This is a genomic window from Haloferax gibbonsii ATCC 33959 (assembly GCF_000336775.1).
Classification (GTDB): domain Archaea; phylum Halobacteriota; class Halobacteria; order Halobacteriales; family Haloferacaceae; genus Haloferax; species Haloferax gibbonsii.
Map to the genome: position 1 here is coordinate 277,906 of NZ_AOLJ01000018.1, position 15,141 is coordinate 293,046.

Annotated in this window: 16 protein-coding genes; 7 read left to right on the forward strand and 9 right to left on the reverse strand. The window is 63.9% G+C overall.

Going from position 1 to position 15,141, the window contains the following annotated elements; all coding sequences use genetic code 11:
* Nucleotides 1-14: 14 nt before the first annotated feature.
* A complete protein-coding gene (locus C454_RS12380) occupies nt 15-272 on the reverse strand; it encodes a hypothetical protein (RefSeq protein WP_004976173.1) in 258 nt (85 codons plus the stop codon).
* 359 nt (nt 273-631) lie between these two features.
* On the opposite strand from C454_RS12380, the gene C454_RS12385 reads away from it, so the two are divergent.
* Nucleotides 632-2,428: a DUF4097 family beta strand repeat-containing protein gene (locus tag C454_RS12385; RefSeq protein ID WP_004976174.1), complete on the forward strand. Its 1,797-nt coding sequence runs from the start codon at nt 632-634 to the stop codon at nt 2,426-2,428.
* A gap of 48 nt (nt 2,429-2,476) precedes the next feature.
* Here the strand turns inward: C454_RS12385 and C454_RS12390 are convergent, their stop codons facing one another.
* Nucleotides 2,477-3,637, reverse strand: coding sequence for a signal peptidase I (locus C454_RS12390; RefSeq protein ID WP_004976175.1), 1,161 nt, complete (start codon nt 3,635-3,637; stop codon nt 2,477-2,479).
* A 330-nt stretch (nt 3,638-3,967) separates the two neighbouring features.
* Here C454_RS12390 and C454_RS19940 point away from each other — a divergent pair, with 330 nt between their 5' ends.
* The 4 genes from C454_RS19940 to C454_RS12405 all read left to right on the forward strand — a co-directional run bounded on the left by C454_RS19940 (nt 3,968) and on the right by C454_RS12405 (nt 6,806).
* Nucleotides 3,968-4,651 carry a hypothetical protein gene (locus tag C454_RS19940; protein WP_152421544.1) on the forward strand — a complete coding sequence of 228 codons (684 nt, stop codon included), beginning with the start codon at nt 3,968-3,970 and terminating at the stop codon, nt 4,649-4,651.
* A gap of 67 nt (nt 4,652-4,718) precedes the next feature.
* Nucleotides 4,719-5,450, forward strand: a complete 732-nt coding sequence (locus C454_RS12395) for a hypothetical protein (RefSeq protein WP_004976177.1) — start codon at nt 4,719-4,721, stop codon at nt 5,448-5,450.
* A 43-nt stretch (nt 5,451-5,493) separates the two neighbouring features.
* Entirely contained in the window at nt 5,494-6,114 is a 621-nt protein-coding gene (locus tag C454_RS12400) for a hypothetical protein (protein ID WP_004976179.1), read from the forward strand.
* A gap of 98 nt (nt 6,115-6,212) precedes the next feature.
* Nucleotides 6,213-6,806, forward strand: a complete 594-nt coding sequence (locus C454_RS12405; protein WP_004976180.1) for a DUF7344 domain-containing protein — start codon at nt 6,213-6,215, stop codon at nt 6,804-6,806.
* A gap of 25 nt (nt 6,807-6,831) precedes the next feature.
* Here the strand turns inward: C454_RS12405 and C454_RS12410 are convergent, their stop codons facing one another.
* Complete coding sequence (locus C454_RS12410) at nt 6,832-7,854, reverse strand: DUF5305 domain-containing protein (RefSeq protein ID WP_004976181.1); 1,023 nt, start codon at nt 7,852-7,854, stop codon at nt 6,832-6,834.
* A gap of 110 nt (nt 7,855-7,964) precedes the next feature.
* Between C454_RS12410 and C454_RS12415 the strand changes: the two genes are divergently transcribed.
* Nucleotides 7,965-9,083, forward strand: a complete 1,119-nt coding sequence (locus C454_RS12415; RefSeq protein WP_004976183.1) for an AAA family ATPase — start codon at nt 7,965-7,967, stop codon at nt 9,081-9,083.
* Between the two features lie 15 nt (nt 9,084-9,098).
* Here the strand turns inward: C454_RS12415 and C454_RS12420 are convergent, their stop codons facing one another.
* From C454_RS12420 to C454_RS12445, 6 genes are all read right to left on the reverse strand, one after another.
* Nucleotides 9,099-10,001, reverse strand: coding sequence for a DUF7504 family protein (locus C454_RS12420; protein WP_004976184.1), 903 nt, complete (start codon nt 9,999-10,001; stop codon nt 9,099-9,101).
* 594 nt (nt 10,002-10,595) lie between these two features.
* Nucleotides 10,596-10,985: a hypothetical protein gene (locus tag C454_RS12425; protein ID WP_004976185.1), complete on the reverse strand. Its 390-nt coding sequence runs from the start codon at nt 10,983-10,985 to the stop codon at nt 10,596-10,598.
* A 185-nt stretch (nt 10,986-11,170) separates the two neighbouring features.
* Nucleotides 11,171-11,479, reverse strand: coding sequence for a hypothetical protein (locus C454_RS12430; protein WP_004976186.1), 309 nt, complete (start codon nt 11,477-11,479; stop codon nt 11,171-11,173).
* Between the two features lie 98 nt (nt 11,480-11,577).
* Nucleotides 11,578-11,847, reverse strand: coding sequence for a hypothetical protein (locus tag C454_RS12435; protein ID WP_004976187.1), 270 nt, complete (start codon nt 11,845-11,847; stop codon nt 11,578-11,580).
* A gap of 223 nt (nt 11,848-12,070) precedes the next feature.
* Nucleotides 12,071-13,828: an archaeosine synthase gene (gene arcS, locus C454_RS12440; RefSeq protein ID WP_004976188.1), complete on the reverse strand. Its 1,758-nt coding sequence runs from the start codon at nt 13,826-13,828 to the stop codon at nt 12,071-12,073.
* Nucleotides 13,829-13,946: 118 nt separating this feature from the next.
* On the reverse strand, nt 13,947-14,306 hold the full coding sequence (locus tag C454_RS12445; RefSeq protein ID WP_004976191.1) for a hypothetical protein: 360 nt from the start codon (nt 14,304-14,306) through the stop codon (nt 13,947-13,949).
* Nucleotides 14,307-14,438: 132 nt separating this feature from the next.
* Here C454_RS12445 and C454_RS12450 point away from each other — a divergent pair, with 132 nt between their 5' ends.
* A complete protein-coding gene (locus C454_RS12450; RefSeq protein WP_004976199.1) occupies nt 14,439-14,900 on the forward strand; it encodes a pyridoxamine 5'-phosphate oxidase family protein in 462 nt (153 codons plus the stop codon).
* Nucleotides 14,901-15,141 lie beyond the last annotated feature (241 nt).

Below are 15,141 nucleotides of genomic sequence, written 5' to 3' on the forward strand. Positions count from 1 at the left end.
CCGGTCGAGACCGGTCAGTCGTCGGTCGACGGGAAGTCGAAAGGGCCCAGCGTCTGCTCCGCCTCGTCGGCCGCGTCGGCGGCCGGGAACGAGACCCGTCCGAGTTCGTTCTGTACGGCCCACAACCGCTCGAAGAGTCGGTCGAACTCGTCGTCCGCGTCGTCCGGGAGGTCGCGAGCGCACTCCCACAGGAGTTCCTCGGCGCGGTCGACGTGAGCCGTCGCCCGTTCGAATGCGTCGCTGGGCCGTCGTGCCGGTGTGTGTTCCGCCATTGTTTGACTTAGGTCAGCAAATGGCATAGTCGTTTCAGTGTGTCTAATAATGTTATGTCTGTTATAGCTAGCCACAAGATTGTTTACCGAGCTGACAATCAGAATGATTTATATATTCGAAGTGGTTACGCCTACGTGGATGCAGCACCGTACAGAGTAACCCCTCGGACGCATCCACATGACCGAACTCATCCCCCCTTCCCCCCTTCCCCTTTAGGTTCGGTCACCCCTTTACGGGGCGAAACTGTTCTCAAGAGTGACGTCCGTCGGACGAGAAGCGCGGCCGGCCGAACCGCCGACAGTCGGTGTGTACAAGGCGCTCCACGTCCTACTGACGAGTAGGCTCTGGAGACCGTCGCATGAATCAGAATCTCTGGTACGCCGGCGTCCTCATCGTGGTGCTCGGCGTCACCCTCGCCGCGGTTCCGACGGGCAGTTTTAGTTCGGTCTCCGGACAGCGGCCGGTCGACGTCTCGGTCGTCGACGACGACCGAGCCCTCGTCGCGCTGGAACCGACCGGCGAGGTCGTGACGAGTCCAAGCCGCGGCAACGCCGTGGCGGTCGGGTCAATCGTAAACAACCTCGGCACCGACGTGACCGTCGACTACACCGCCAGCATCGACGTGAACGCGCTTTCGCTCGCGCAGTCGGGCGGCTCTCCGACGCTCAGCCGGGGCGGCGAGCACCAGGTGACGGCCTACTGCCGGCGACCGAACGCGGAGAGCGGCGTGGCGACACTCGTCGTCGAAGTCGATTCCGCGCAGGCGGACGGCGTCTCTATCTCCGGTGCGACGCTCGAAGCGCGAGTCGAGTATGATTGCACGAGCGGGAACGGCGGCGGTAACCCCGGGAACGGCGACGACAACCCCGGGAACGGCGGCGGCAACGACGGCGGAGATAGCGGCGACGGGAGCGATGGCGGCGACGGCAACCCCTCGGGGCCGTCGAACGGCGTCGCCTACGTCGACAGCGACGAAGACATCGCCTACGATGACGGCGAGCGCGTCCTGACCGAACAGGAGGTCGCGACGTTCGACGACGACGACGCGGTGCTCGTCGTCGGGACCGACAACGGCACCATCGACAACAGTTGGCGCGCTATCGACATCTCAGCCAAGCGCGTCGTCGTCACGCACACGACGTTCACGAGCGGCGACTCGGTCGACATCGAGGCGGAGACGGGCATCGAGTTCACCGACGTGACGGTCAACTCCGACTGGGGCGAGGTTACGCTCTCGGGCGAGTCGATAACGCTCCGTCGGTCGACGATAGACGCGAAAAACGGGAAGATAGAACTCGCGGCCGACGGCGGGACGCTCGACGTGCGCGAGAGCGCGGTCCGGGGGAAGAACGACAAGGTCGAACTGACCGGCGAGACGGTTCAGGCCGGTGGCGCGACCATCCGGAACACGAACGACGAAATCGAACTGGCGGCCGACGACGGCCCCGTGAACGTCACGGGAGCGACGCTCGACAACCAGAACGGCAAGGTCACGCTCTCGGGCGAGTCGGTTCAGGCTCGCGGCGCGAGCATCAGCACGCGAAACGGGAAAATCGACCTCACAGCCGACGACGGCCCCGTGGACATCCGCGACGCGAGTCTCCAGAACCGGAACCGCGACATCGAGGTGAGCGGGGAGACGGTGTCGGCGCGGAACGCCTCGATTACGGTCGTCAACGGGCGGATTTCGCTCGACGCCGACGACGGCCTCCTCGACATCGAGAACGCGACGGTCCACGGCGAAAAGCAGATTGACCTCACCGGCGAGCGCATCGGTGCCGCGGGCGCGTCTATCGAGACGAAAAACGCCCAAATCGACCTCCGGTCGGGGTCCAGCGACGTGACGCTCGACGGCGCGACGGTCAAGACGAAGAACGCCCAAATTACCGTCGAGTCCGCGGGCGACCTCCGCGCGAACGAGAGCGTCTTCGAGACGACGAACGCGGACGTGTCGCTTTCGGCCGACGGCGACGTGTTCCTCCGCGGCGCCGACCTGCGCACCACGAACGCCGAACTCACCGTCGAACTCGGCGACGCGTCGGCGACGCTCTCGGTCGACGGCCTCGAAGTCGAGGACCGAGACGACACCCTCGACTACGACCCCGGCGGCGCGGGAGTGACCGGAACGCCGAGCGCCGGGCAGGTTCGCGGGTAGTCGAAGTCGGGAGCGCGCGGACGCAGCAGACCCCGGCGTCCAGCGCACTCACAGATACTTGCGTCTGAACTGCTCGACGAGCGAGACGTTCCGGTCGGTCGAGCGCAACCGAATCGGGCCGAGACCGAGCGCGAGGACGCTCACGAGGAGCGTCGCGAACGCCAACACGGCGTCGATAGCCGCGATTGCGAGGAACGGATGAACCTCGTGTAAGCCGAGGATGACCGTCTGCGGGAGCACGGGAACGTACAGCTGTTCGCGTATCTCGCGGTCGTACGCGCCGGTTCGGTCCGGCGCTTCGATAGTGAGCGTCGTGTTTTTCGACCCCTTCCCGGGGACCACAAACACGGACTGGCCGAACGAGACGCCCGGGTCGCGGGATTCGAGGACGGTGATAATCGGGACGTAGCCGTTGTTCGTCAGCGTGTAGTCGATGACCGTCGTCTCGCCGACGCCGACGACGAGCGGGTTCTCGTTCGGCGACTCGGAGCTCACGATGGTCAGTTCCGTCGGTCCCGACCCGAGAACCATGCTCAGCGTCGCGGGCGTGACGACGATGACGACGAGCAGGAGGAGGACGACGCCGCTCGTGTAGTAGTCCGGACGGCGACGGCTGTGCGAGCTCTGTTTTCGCCCGCCCCCGGAGCCGTCGAACACGAGGCTCAACGCGATGAGAATCCCGCCGATAGCGACGAGGAACATGGGCGAGGGCTCCCCGTCAGCGGCGCTCTCGAACCCCGGCAGGTTCCCGAGGAGGTCGAACGCGCCGGTCGCGAGACCGTTCACCGCCCCGACGACGGCACCGAGCTGCGGGATGACGACGACGTTCCCGTTTATCTGGAGCGCCTCGGCGACGATTTGGGACCGCTTGACCGGCGGCTCGACGCTCTCTTGGTCGGTGAAGGGGTTGGCGTCGCCGCGCGTGATGTACCCCTCTTCGGTCCACCTGACCACCCGGTGGGTCGTCAGTCCGCCCCCGTGGAGTTCGCGCGCGTTGAACACGACCACGTCGCCGGATTCGGGGTCTTCGAGCAGGACCGAAGGGACCGCGATGAACCCGTCGCCGGGCTCCATCGTCGGCGACATGCTCCCCGTCTCGACGTAGCCGAGGAGCACCGGCTGGCCGAGCGCCTGCCCGAACAGCAGCGCGACGACGGCGACGACGAGGAGGCCGAGCACCGCGTATTCGAGGACGTCGCTGAGTTTCACGGCGTGTATGAGACACTACGTGTGAACCCGTAATTACCTATCGCCGTCTCGACAGCGCTCGTGAACCCGGCGGGGTCGTCACGCGTCTCGGCTTGGGGGCGCTCACGTTCAATGTGCTAGTATGTCGTGTTCTGTGGTAGCTCAGTTCGAGACACGTGTTGCCAATCATCATGGAACGGTGCACCACAGACATCGGTTCCGAACAGAAATCGACAGACTGCGAGTCAGTTGCACCGTCCTAAATCCTCGATTGAACGCCGAAACCGACCCGCGAAAGGTGGGCTTGAACCCGACTCGACGGGGAGAAAGCCGGGCTTGTCGAATCGAACGGTGACCGAGGAATCGTTCAAGCACCGGAATACAAAGTGGGTAGGACCTGATGGGAGAGACAACGACGCAGTCACCTGTGTCAGGGAGAACACAACCATGGCAATCAACAGACGCAACATCTTGATCGGACTCGGAGCACTCGTCGGCGGCGGCGGCGCACTCGTCGGAACGGGGGCGTTTACAACTGTGAGCGCGGCGCGTGAAGTGAGTGTGAGCACTGCTGGTGACGCGAGCGCATTCCTCACTATCGAGGGTGATCAGGAGTATGTTACTGATAATTCAGGTAGTGGGACATTGACCATCGACCTCGGCGGTCCGAGTGGAGGGTTCAATCAGGAAGCTGTCACCACCATTCAGGATGTCGTTACAGTAACGAACAACTCTGCGGATGGAAACGACACAATGGTTGGAGTCTCAACAGACGACCCAAGTAGCTCCCCAACTGCGAACTCAGAAGCTTCGCTCATCGTTGGTGACGGTTCTGGACCGATCGCAAAAGTCACCTTCTACATGAGTGCAAGTGGGACGAACGAAGTCGAAAATGGTGGGTCCACACCTACGTTATCACCAGGTGACAGTCCCGCAGGAATCGACGTCGTAGTTGACACAACCAGCGATGCGCTGAGTGGCGAAAGTGTTGGTGATCAATCGCTTACTATCGTCGCGGTTGAGCCACCGTCGTGAACTGCTTAGAACGCCCTATAGTGAACCATTCGACAACTAACACACTCCAATCATAGAACACGACAGAATGAAACGACGCAACGTCATCACCGCGATTGGAACGCTCGCAGTCGGAACCGGGACGGTCCTCGGGACGGGCGCGACCGAAGTGCTCTCGTCGAACGAAGACGGGAGTTTCCGCGTTGTCTCGCCGGGGGCGAACATCTCGATTACGGTGCCGGACGACCCAGGGGCGAACGTCTCCGTATTCCAAGACGGGAACAGCGACGCCGACGGCGACGCGGCCGCCGGCGGTATCGACTTCGGGAGCCTCGAACAGATGGACCTCCCCGCGGTCCACGTCATCGATAACTCGAACACCGGTGGCGGAATGATTGAGATTCAGGTCGCCATCGAGAAGGAAAGCGGCGGACAGGGCTTGGGGAAGATATTCGATATCGTCAACAACAACTCCGATGCCGCGTACGACGTCGGCTTCGAGTTCACCACGTTCGGGAACGCAGTCAACACGAACGGCGGTACTGTCTCCCCGTCAACCGCGAAAGAGGCGTTCCAATTCGTCGACTCGAACAGCAACGTCGTCTCGTCGGACCCGGACGATTCCGACCACAATCCCCAGAATTTCGTCACTGTGGAGGCGTCGGGGGACGCGGGAAGCAGAGTTCCGGTGTCGCTGAAGACAGACGCGACGCTCGGAAACATCTCCAGCGAGTTCGACGCGAGCGGGACGTTCGGAGACGTGAGCGAGAACATCACCCTCATCGAGGAAGTCACGGCAGTCGCAGAACCGACGCAGTAACGACGAGCCCACGAGACTAACACCCGGACGCGTCTCCCATCCCATGCCAACACGCCGCCAGACCCTCTTCGCCCTCAGCAATTTCTTCATCGTCGGCGGCGTTCTCGGCGTCAGCGCCACGACGACGACCCAATCGACGTCGGGAGCGAGCTTTCGCATCGTCGCGCCCGACTACCTCTCTCTCACGGCGACGAACGACCCGCCGATTCACGTCGAGACGGACTCGTCCGGGTACGTGACGCGGCTCACTCCCGGCGGCGACAAGAACGGCGTCAACAAGCGCGCCATCACGCGCTTCGAGGATATCGTCAGCCTCACCAACGTCAGCGAGGTCGATATCGACGGCGTCTACTTCGAGTTCGACGTGACGAGCGACTCGCTTTCGGACTCGACGCTCGAAGACGTCGAGGCGGCGCTCCAAATCACCGCCGGGGACGAGGCGCTCGCCCCGGGCACGGACGGAGACGACCTGCTCGACGTAAGCACGGCGGTGTCGGGTCCGGAAGGAGTCCTCGGACCGGGCGAGTCGGTCCCGTTCGGCCTCCAACTCAACCTCATCCCGTGGACCGGACCGAGCACGCTGGAGGACCTTCCGGACCCCGAGGCGTACAGCGCCACGCTACGGATTCACGTCGAGCGAGAGTCGTCGGACTCCGGCGACTAATCGGGCTGGTGCCGTCGGTACGCCGCGCGAGGCGGTATCTGTGCGGCCGCTGACAGCAGAGGAACTATGTGCGGCGGGGCAGTATCGACGGTCGATAGATGAGTCCCAGCGGTGCCGGCGGGTTGCTCGGCCGCACGTCAGCCTCGACGCCGGACGGCGGCGGCGAGGACGGCGACGCGCTGACGCGCGACGAGATTTTCGACCTGATGAGCAACCACCGCCGGCGGTACACCCTCCACTACTGCAAGCGGGCCGACGGCGCGGTCGAACTCGGAGACCTCGCAGAGCAGGTCGCGGCGTGGGAACAGGACAAGGAGATTTCGGACCTGACCTCCGCCGAGCGAAAGACCGTCTACACGTCGCTCCAGCAGACGCACCTGCCGCGGCTCGAACAGGCCGGCGTCCTCCGATACGACCGGGGCGAAGTCGAACTCACGGAGCGCATGGAGCGCCTCGACATCTACATGGACATCGTCCCCGAGAACTCGGTTCCGTGGGGGGTGTACTACCTCGGCCTCTCGGTCCTGTCGAGTCTCGTCGTGGCGGCCCTGTGGGCCGACGTGCTGCCGACGGGGACGGTCCCGCTTCTCGCCTACCCGACCGTCATCGTCGCGGCGTTCGGCCTCTCGGCGGCGTACCACGCCGTGACGAACCGTCGCTACCAGTTCGAAAACCTCGAACGGCCGCCGTAGGACGGGTCACGCCCGAGGGGCCGGCTCAGAGATTGAGCCACGCGTGCGTGTTGGTCTCGTCGAGCGAGTAGTAGTAGATCTCGCTGCTGTCGATGACGGCGTACGTCTCGATTTCGGGGTCGAAGATGACGCGACGGTTCGTGTCAATGGCCACGTCGACGAGGTCTTCGAGGGTGAGAATCGAGATGTACGGCTTGTTCGCGTCCGTCGGGAACTCGCCGCGAGAAATCCACTCCTCGTGGCGACTGTGCGAGATTCTCGTGCGGAGTTCCTCGGGGTCGCTTCGGTACTCGGTGCGGATGACGAGGCCGGCGAGTCCGAACAGCACCAACGCGGCCGCGGCGAGTCCGCCGTACTCGACGGGGTTCGGCGGTCGCGTCACGGTCCGCGCGACGGTCGTCGAGTGTCGCCGGTCGTCGGCCAGCGACCGTTCGAGGTAGTAGGCCCGCCCGGAGAACGCGAGCGGCGTGCTCGCTTCGAGCGTGCCGCTGTACGACCCCGTCTGGTACGTGACCGTGAGGTTGAGGCTCGTCCTGAACTGACCGACTCCGCCGGTTTCGGTCCGCTTTTGCTGGAGGTCGCGGTCGAGCGTGGAGACGTTGAGCGAGGGCGCGTCGACGGCGGTTCCGTCGGTGACGAGCGTCTGTTCGTCGAGGAGGACGGTCTCGTTCTCGTAGAACGGCGTGCCGTCGCGAACGCCGACGGTGCGCAGAACCAACCGCTGTGTGACGTTGACCGACTGGTTCGCGGGGACGTCGGTGTGGACGCGGAACGACACGTCGGGCGAAATCGTCATGAAGTAGACAGAGCGGTTCTCCAGCGTCGACCCGCGCTCGTAGAGCGTCGTGTTCTGGGTGACGACCGCCCGCGTGTCGACGCCGGTCTCGACCGACTGCACGTTCGTCTCTTCGGTCACCGTCTGCGTCGTCGGCGTGAGAAAGACGTAGCCGGCGGCGACCAGACACGCGACGCCCGCGATGGCGAGGACGGCGACCAGCACCCGAGCCTGCTGCGTGACGAAGAGTTCGAGGCGGTCGTCAAATCCCATTATCGAGAGGGGAGCGCGGCACTCGCGGGATGTACATACGGGCAGATAGTTCGAGGCGCAAGAAAACTTTTGTCCTAGCGACCGATAGGTTTTGCGAGGCAGTACAGTACATGGTCTCCGACCCCGTCGACAACGACCGAGCAGACGACATCCCGTCGTCGTTCGAAGCCTGGCTGGACCAGCGAATGAGCGAGACCGGTAAATCGCGCGACCAGTTGTGCCAGGAGTTGCTCGCGTCGCACTGGCAACTCAACGAGATCACGGAACTTCTGGGTCGCGACAGCCACGCCTCGGACGAGAGACCCAGCGAGGCGAAGAGCGCGACGCGCTCGCCGTCCAGAGATGATACGGAACCGAACAAGCCCGTGAGCGACGACGAACTAGCCGAGGTCCTCGAACTCATCGAGGGACTTCAATCGGAGGTCGATACGGAAGCACAGCGGCGCGCGCGCCTCGAACAGTCGGTTCAGACGCTTACGACGCGACTGGACGAGGTCGAAGACGCGCTCGACGAGGTCGAAGACCTACCGGCCGAACTCGACGCTGTCGAGTCCACGTTCCGCGAGCGACACCAAGCGCTCGACACGCGGTTCGACGACGAGTTCGACAACCTCCAGACGATTCTCGAGTACCTCGTCGAGACCGACGACCGCGTCGAGACGAAACTCAAGGAGATAGAGACGCAGTACGGGGCCGAGATACGGGAGATTCGGGCCGAACGCGAGCAGTTGCGTCGGGTGAAACAGGCCGCAAAGGAGGCCGATACCCACGAGGGAGACTGCGAACACTGCGGGGAGACCATCGACCTCGCGCTTCTCACCAGTCCCGAGTGTCCGAACTGTCAGCGCCCGCTGCACGGCGTCGAAAAAGAGACCAAGTGGCTCGTGCTCACCGACTACACCGTGACGGTCGCGAGTAGCGACGGGGGCACGCGGCGCGCGTCGGAGACGACCGCTCGACCCGACCGCGACGCCGCGCGGGACCCCGCGGACTCCGGCGGCCAACCGTCCGAACCAAAGCGCGACGCGTCCGGAACGTCCGACCGCCCGGTGAGCCAGAGTCGGGAAGCGGTCGACGAGATAATCGATTCGTTCGAGTCGGTATCGACCGGCGACGACGGGACGACCGGGACCGACGAGACGGCGGACGCGACGGGTGCTATCGACCCGGACGCGGCGATAGACGCCGACGAGAGCACGTTCGAGTGGAACGAAGACGACTTCCGGTGAGGCGCGACGCCCGCCTCAGCCGAGCGATAGCGACCCGTCGGCCTCGAACTCTATCGCCGCGTCGAACAGGGATTTGAAGGTCCGGAGCGTCTGGTCGTCGTGTCGCGCCGGGTCGACGTGGTAGTGGGCGCGTGCGCCCGCCGAGGAGACGCGATTCGTGAGGATGTGGAGGAACCGGAAGAGGCGCTGGTCGTTGTTCACCGCGGCGATAAGGTTCGAAAGCGAGTGCACACAGAGCGTCGATTGGACCGACGACTCGCCCCACTCGTTCAGCGACTTCGTGATGAGGAGTCCGATGCGACGGAGGTCCGTCGCCTTCGTGACGGTCTTGATAGTTATCGGCAGGTCGGCGGCGTCGATTGTCCCGGAGGCGTCGTACGACTGGACGCTGATGAGCGTCTGGTTTTCGACGCTCCCGACGCGGTAGTTGTTGAGGATGTTGAGCTGTTCTTCGGGCGTCGTCTCGACGGACACGAGAAGCTGGTTTGCGCCCCCCGAGTCGCCGGTCATGAGCTGCGTACAGAGGTTGTACTCCGCGGCGGTCTCCGCCGGGCCGACGACGAGGATGTTAGACTGCTCGGACACGAGGTCGAACACCGCCGCCGCCTTCTCGTCGAAGTTCGCCTCGTCGAACGGCGTGTCCGAGCGGTCGTCGATGAGGTCCCATTCGGACGCCTCGTCGTCCGGTAGCGACGCCGACGGACCCTGCTTCCGCCGAATCGACTCCGCGAGTTCGGAGAGCGTCGATGGCGTCCGGTCGGTCGTCGGTCCGTCCTCTCCCGCCGGCGAGGCGGTGTCACCCGATTTATCCGAGGTCGGCGTCCCGTCTTCCACGCGGTCCGCAAGGTCAGATAACGACGGCGAGTTCTGTATCTCGGTGTCGGAGTCTCCCGACTCCGCATCGTCACGGTCTGCCATAGTGGCCGATGGGTGTGAGCATGGGTTGCGAGGGAGTTCGTGAAGCGGTGGCGACTGGGCGGGAACGAGAGCGAGAACGTGCCCTGTTCCCAACGTGTTTCACTGTTTTGAACTCGTAGGGGGTTCACTTAATGTATGGGGCTTTGCCGGCGAAAGACAGGATAGCGTTATACACCGTCTCGGGGGGACAGACGAGCTGATAAATTTCGTATGGGAAGACGAATAGATATCGAGAGTGGGATTTCGCCTGCTCGAATTTATGGTCGAAATCGGCGTTTCAATATTGATATATTCAGACAATACTGACTGTTTCTGGAATCGGGTTCGAAGAATCTGTGGACGAGGGTTCAGAATACGCAATAACCCAAATGAGTATAAGTTCGTGGATTTCTTCTCGATAGGGAAGATTTCGAATCTGATTAGCCAGCTTTTATCTAGTTCGTAGAGTTCGTCAAGCTGTAGATTCCACTCTGGCGCGAACGTGGGGGCGCACGACTACGTAGTAGAAGTTCTCATATTTGCCAATACTGTCGTTAGGTAAAATCGACCCGGACCGGGTATCGACCAGCCGAGTCAGAAAGTCTACTGTGTTGGTTATTTGCCGAATCTGATGCCGTCTTCGACCAGTCGAAGGTTTCGTTCCCGGTCGATGTGCGGCTTCAACCAGTCGTACTCCTCGATTTGGAGGATGAGGTCCGCTTGGAGGTTCCGCCACGCGATGGCGTAGATGGGCGATTGCCCCCACGCGCGGAGTTCGGGGATGAACTCGTCGTAGCGCTCGTAGTGGCCTTCGAGGCGTTCGAGAGCGTCGACCACGTAGCCGGCGGCCTCCGATTCCGTCTCCGCGCCGTCGATGGCCCGGTTCAGTCGGGTTTCGAGCCCCTCGACGGCGCGTTGCATGTCCTGTGCCGCCGTGCCGTCGGCCTCCGGAAGCGAGTCGATGATGGGCTTCGGAACGCCGAGCGAGAGTGGTTCGATAGCCATACCTCGAACTGGGCGGCAAGGCGGCAAAAAGGCGGCGACGGTCGCAGCACGGCGCGGACGAATCCGACACCACGACGCCGTGTCGGGATGGCGGTGTCGAACAGCGTCACCACTCGTCACCGAGAACAGCGCGCCGGGGTGCCTCCGAAGGCCGTCCCGACCTCCGGTTGCGGCGCGTCGCTCTGTTACGCGTTCGTCTCGTCGGTCCGCGCCCTGAGTTCGGATTCGACGAGGGCGTCGAAGTCGACGCCGTCTGTCCGGTACTGGTCGCGGTTGTCGATGACGACCAGCCCCTTGTCTGTGATTTCGTACAGCCCGGAGTTCGGCGCGGGCCCGACTCGCGCCAACAGGTCGTAGTCCGCTAAAATCGGCAGTCGCGTGTTGATGTACGAACGGTTCTTATCGAGGATATACGAGAGATTCACGGCGGTGTTCCGCCTCCTATCTGAGAGTGCCTCGAGGATATCGAAGTCAGTTGGGACGGCCAACTTCATACATGGTTGTTCGTAGCCGCTGTTAAATAAACAGCTTATTGCGAGGGCCTACGGCCGGGTTCGCGCGGCGAGGGGCGATAGGGCGGCGATTTCGGGTCTTACCGATGGTCGAGCGCGTCGCGTGCGAGGCGCAAGTCCTCGATAATCCGCGTGTGGCGGTCGATTGCATCGTCGATATGCCGCGCCGTCGCCGCCGTGTCGACTCCGGCGTCATCGTGGTACTGCGCCTGCAGCAAATGCGACTCCAAGGCCCGCGACGTGGAGTCACTCGCCGCCAACAGCGCCTGGGTAATCGTCCAGTCTACCGTCCCGTCGTCGGGGAGTTCGTCGAACTCCAACCGCTCCCCCTCGTATCGTTCTGCCATCATGGCCCACGTTGGGACGTTATACTATTTAAAGTTATAGCGACGTGATAATTCCGACGTTTCGGGTTCGATAGGAAACCCACTATACGTACCATTTACTGGCGTTTCGGAGCCGATTAACGACGGCGATAAGTATATCAAAGTTAAGTAACTTCACCCGGTGGCGGCGAGATGTCCTGCGATTTCCGAGGCGAGTCGGGGACGCGTCACCCGCCCCGCGTTCGCGTCACCGCTCTTCGACGTGTCGAATCTCGACGCCGATGCCGCGCGTGGACTCGACCAGTTCGCGGCCGCCCATCTCGGCGCGGCCGATGGCGAACGCCTTCGGCCCCTCGACGATGACCTCGTCGCCCGGCCGGATGTCCTCGTCGGCGTCGACGACGCCCGGCGCGAGGACCGACCCGTGCGGGACGAACCCGTCGATTTCGACCGTCTTCGTCGGCGCGTCGCTGTCGCGCCACACCTTCGCACCTTCGAGCGTAAAGGAGAGCACGCCGTACTGCGGGACCATCGTCGCCAGCTGCTCGCCCGCGTCGTTCCACACCTGCAGTTTGGGGTAGCGGCTCGTCATCTCCAACTCCACGTCGGAGAAGAGCGCGTCGCCCGCGTCCGGGCCGAGTTGGTAGTCTGCGAGCGCCTTCACGACGTTGTGCTCGCGCTCCTCGCGGGTGAACTTGGGCGCGCCGTCGAGCGTTCGCATGAGGTTCCCGATGGACTCCGTCGTCGTCGGGTGCTCCGAGACGGTGAACTCCACGTCGAGGTTCAGGTCGTCCGCGACGCGCTCGACGATTTCCGTGTAGGCTCCCGGCGGGACGTGGGCGATGATTCGCGGGTAGTCGTTGCGCTCCAGATAGCGTCGGAGCACCTCGGCGACGAACGACTTCTCGTCTTCCGACCAGTCACCCGTGACGACCGAGTCGTAGTGCTGGGCGGGGTAGGTGAGTTCGAGTTCCTGCGGGACGACGCCGATGGGCGAAGTCATCGACACCATGTGCGCGCGGTACTGCACCGCCTCGTGGAACTGCCGGTGGCTCTGGGACTCGCTGTAGGGTTTCTTCGCCGAACACGGCAGGAGCACGAGCGGGTGGTCGAAGCGGTTCCGGTAGCGCTTCGTCACGCGGTCGGCGAACCGCTGAATCTCCACGCGGTCGATGGACTCCTCGGAGGCCGCGGTGAGCTCCGAGTCGCGGATGACGGGAACCCGCTCTTCCATGAAGCTGTACTGCTGGTCGAACCGCCGGAACAGGGCGGTCAGCCACTGGTCGTGGCGGGCCTGCCCCTCCACGTAGTCCCGGAGCCGACCGTCGCGCACGCGGCGGCGGACCCGCGCGAGTTCGGCGCGCAGGGCGTTGGCGTTGTGGTCGGCCGCGTCGGCGCGGGTGAACTCGGAGGCAGGTTTGCGGCAGGCCTCGCAGGCGCAGGGGAGTTCGTCGAGGTCTTCGAGGAAGTACTCGCCGTCGCTCGTGAGGTAGAACCCTTCGAGGCCGCGGGCGCGGGCGAGTTTCTCGTCGACGAGGTCGACGCCCGCGTAGACGAGCAGCGAGACGTTCCGGGGCGTGGCGACGCCCGAGAGCATGAGCGCCGTGTCGGCGGGCAGGTTCTCCTTCGCCTCGATGACGTTGTCGCGGAAGGCGCGCGCGTGGCCGACGAAGCCCTGCGCGTCCGAGAGGATGTAGGCGTCAGCGCCGTAGTCGGCGGCCGTGTCGGCGGTGACGACGGCGGCCGAGGGGAACTCCACGTCGGGGTAGTCCACCGAAAAGGACTCGCGGACCTCGTCGGCGCTCCCGGCGGGAAGCGAGCGGTGAGGGAGCACGGTCAGCACGTCGTCGGAGCCGTCGGGGAACTCGCGCTCGGCCGCCCAGAGGCTGCCGGCGTCCGCGAGCGCGTCGTCCACGACCGCCGGCGTCGTCACCGAGTCGGAGAGCCGCAACTCCCCGATTCGGGCGGCGCCGTCGCGGGCGTGAACCTCGAAGTAATCGGTCATACCCGCTTTCGGCCCCCGATAGGCAATTAACTTGTCTTCTGCGGGCGCGCCGAAACGGGGGAACGCCGGGAGTCTTCGTAAACGGCGAGCCACGCGAAAAACAGCGGAAACGAACGGACTACTCGTTTGACCGGCCGTCTTCGACTTCGATGCGCTGGGGTTCTTCGGTTTGCGCGTCGGCGTCGGCGTCGTCACGGCCGCCCAGTAGCGACGATTGCAGGTTCTTCGCGAACGACTCGACCTGGTTTCGGAGCGTCTTGACCTCCGTCTCGAACTCCTCGACGGAGCGCTCGACGTAGTGGACTCGCTGGATCGGAATCCGGCGGACGACGTCGTTGCCGCCGGCGTCCTCGTCGAGTTTGACTATCCAGTGGTCCTGAAAGTAGGCGATGTTCTCGTTTTCGACGCGTTTCTCGACGGTTCCCTCGTCGGGGTCGTCGTAGACGATTACCGCCGTACCGAGGTCTGTGTCCGTCATCACGGGCCCTTGTATCCAGACACTGGTATGTCTGGTGGCACGGCGAACCCGCCGGCGACCGAGCCCATCGGTTCGGCCGCTCTACTTCCACCGAGCCTACCGAATTTAGCCCGCCCCGCCCGAACGACCACTATGAACGCCCCCGACCCCACCGGCCCGTGGTCGCGCGACCGCGTCGACGACTTCCTCGCCGACGCGACCGTCCCGATTCGACTCTCGTGTCGCACCCCGGCGGACGACCTCTGGATGCTCTCGCTTTGGTACGAGTGGGACGCCGAGGCGACCGAACTCCGGTGTGCCACCGCGGCTGACGCCGACGTGGTGCGATTCCTCCGCGCCCACGACGACGTGGCGTTCGAAATCTCGACGAACGACCCGCCGTACCGGGGCGTCCGCGGCCGGGGAACCGCGACCGTCGAACCCGACGCGGAGAAGGCAGTGCTGCGGCGACTCATCACGCGGTATCTCGGCGACACCGACTCGGAACTGGCCGAGCGACTGCTCTCGCCCGAGCGCGACGAGGTGATGATTCGGATTCGGCCCGAGCGGCTGCATACGTGGGACTACGCGGCGCGGATGCGTTCGTCGGAATAGTCGGCTCTGTTGAGGCAGTCGGTTACTGGTGGATTGGTGGAGGTGTGCTGAACTCAGGGACGCTTACCGACCCGACGGTCGCTCACCTGTGAGCGAGAGGTAAGCCTCACCAAGTAGGACGAAAGCGAGGATACCTGCGGGGGCACTCCACGTCCCGCCGACATCTAACGTAAACAGTAGAACTGCGACGAGTAATCCAGCGACGAAGAACAACAGTCGTGATTTGAGCGAGTCGGGGTTG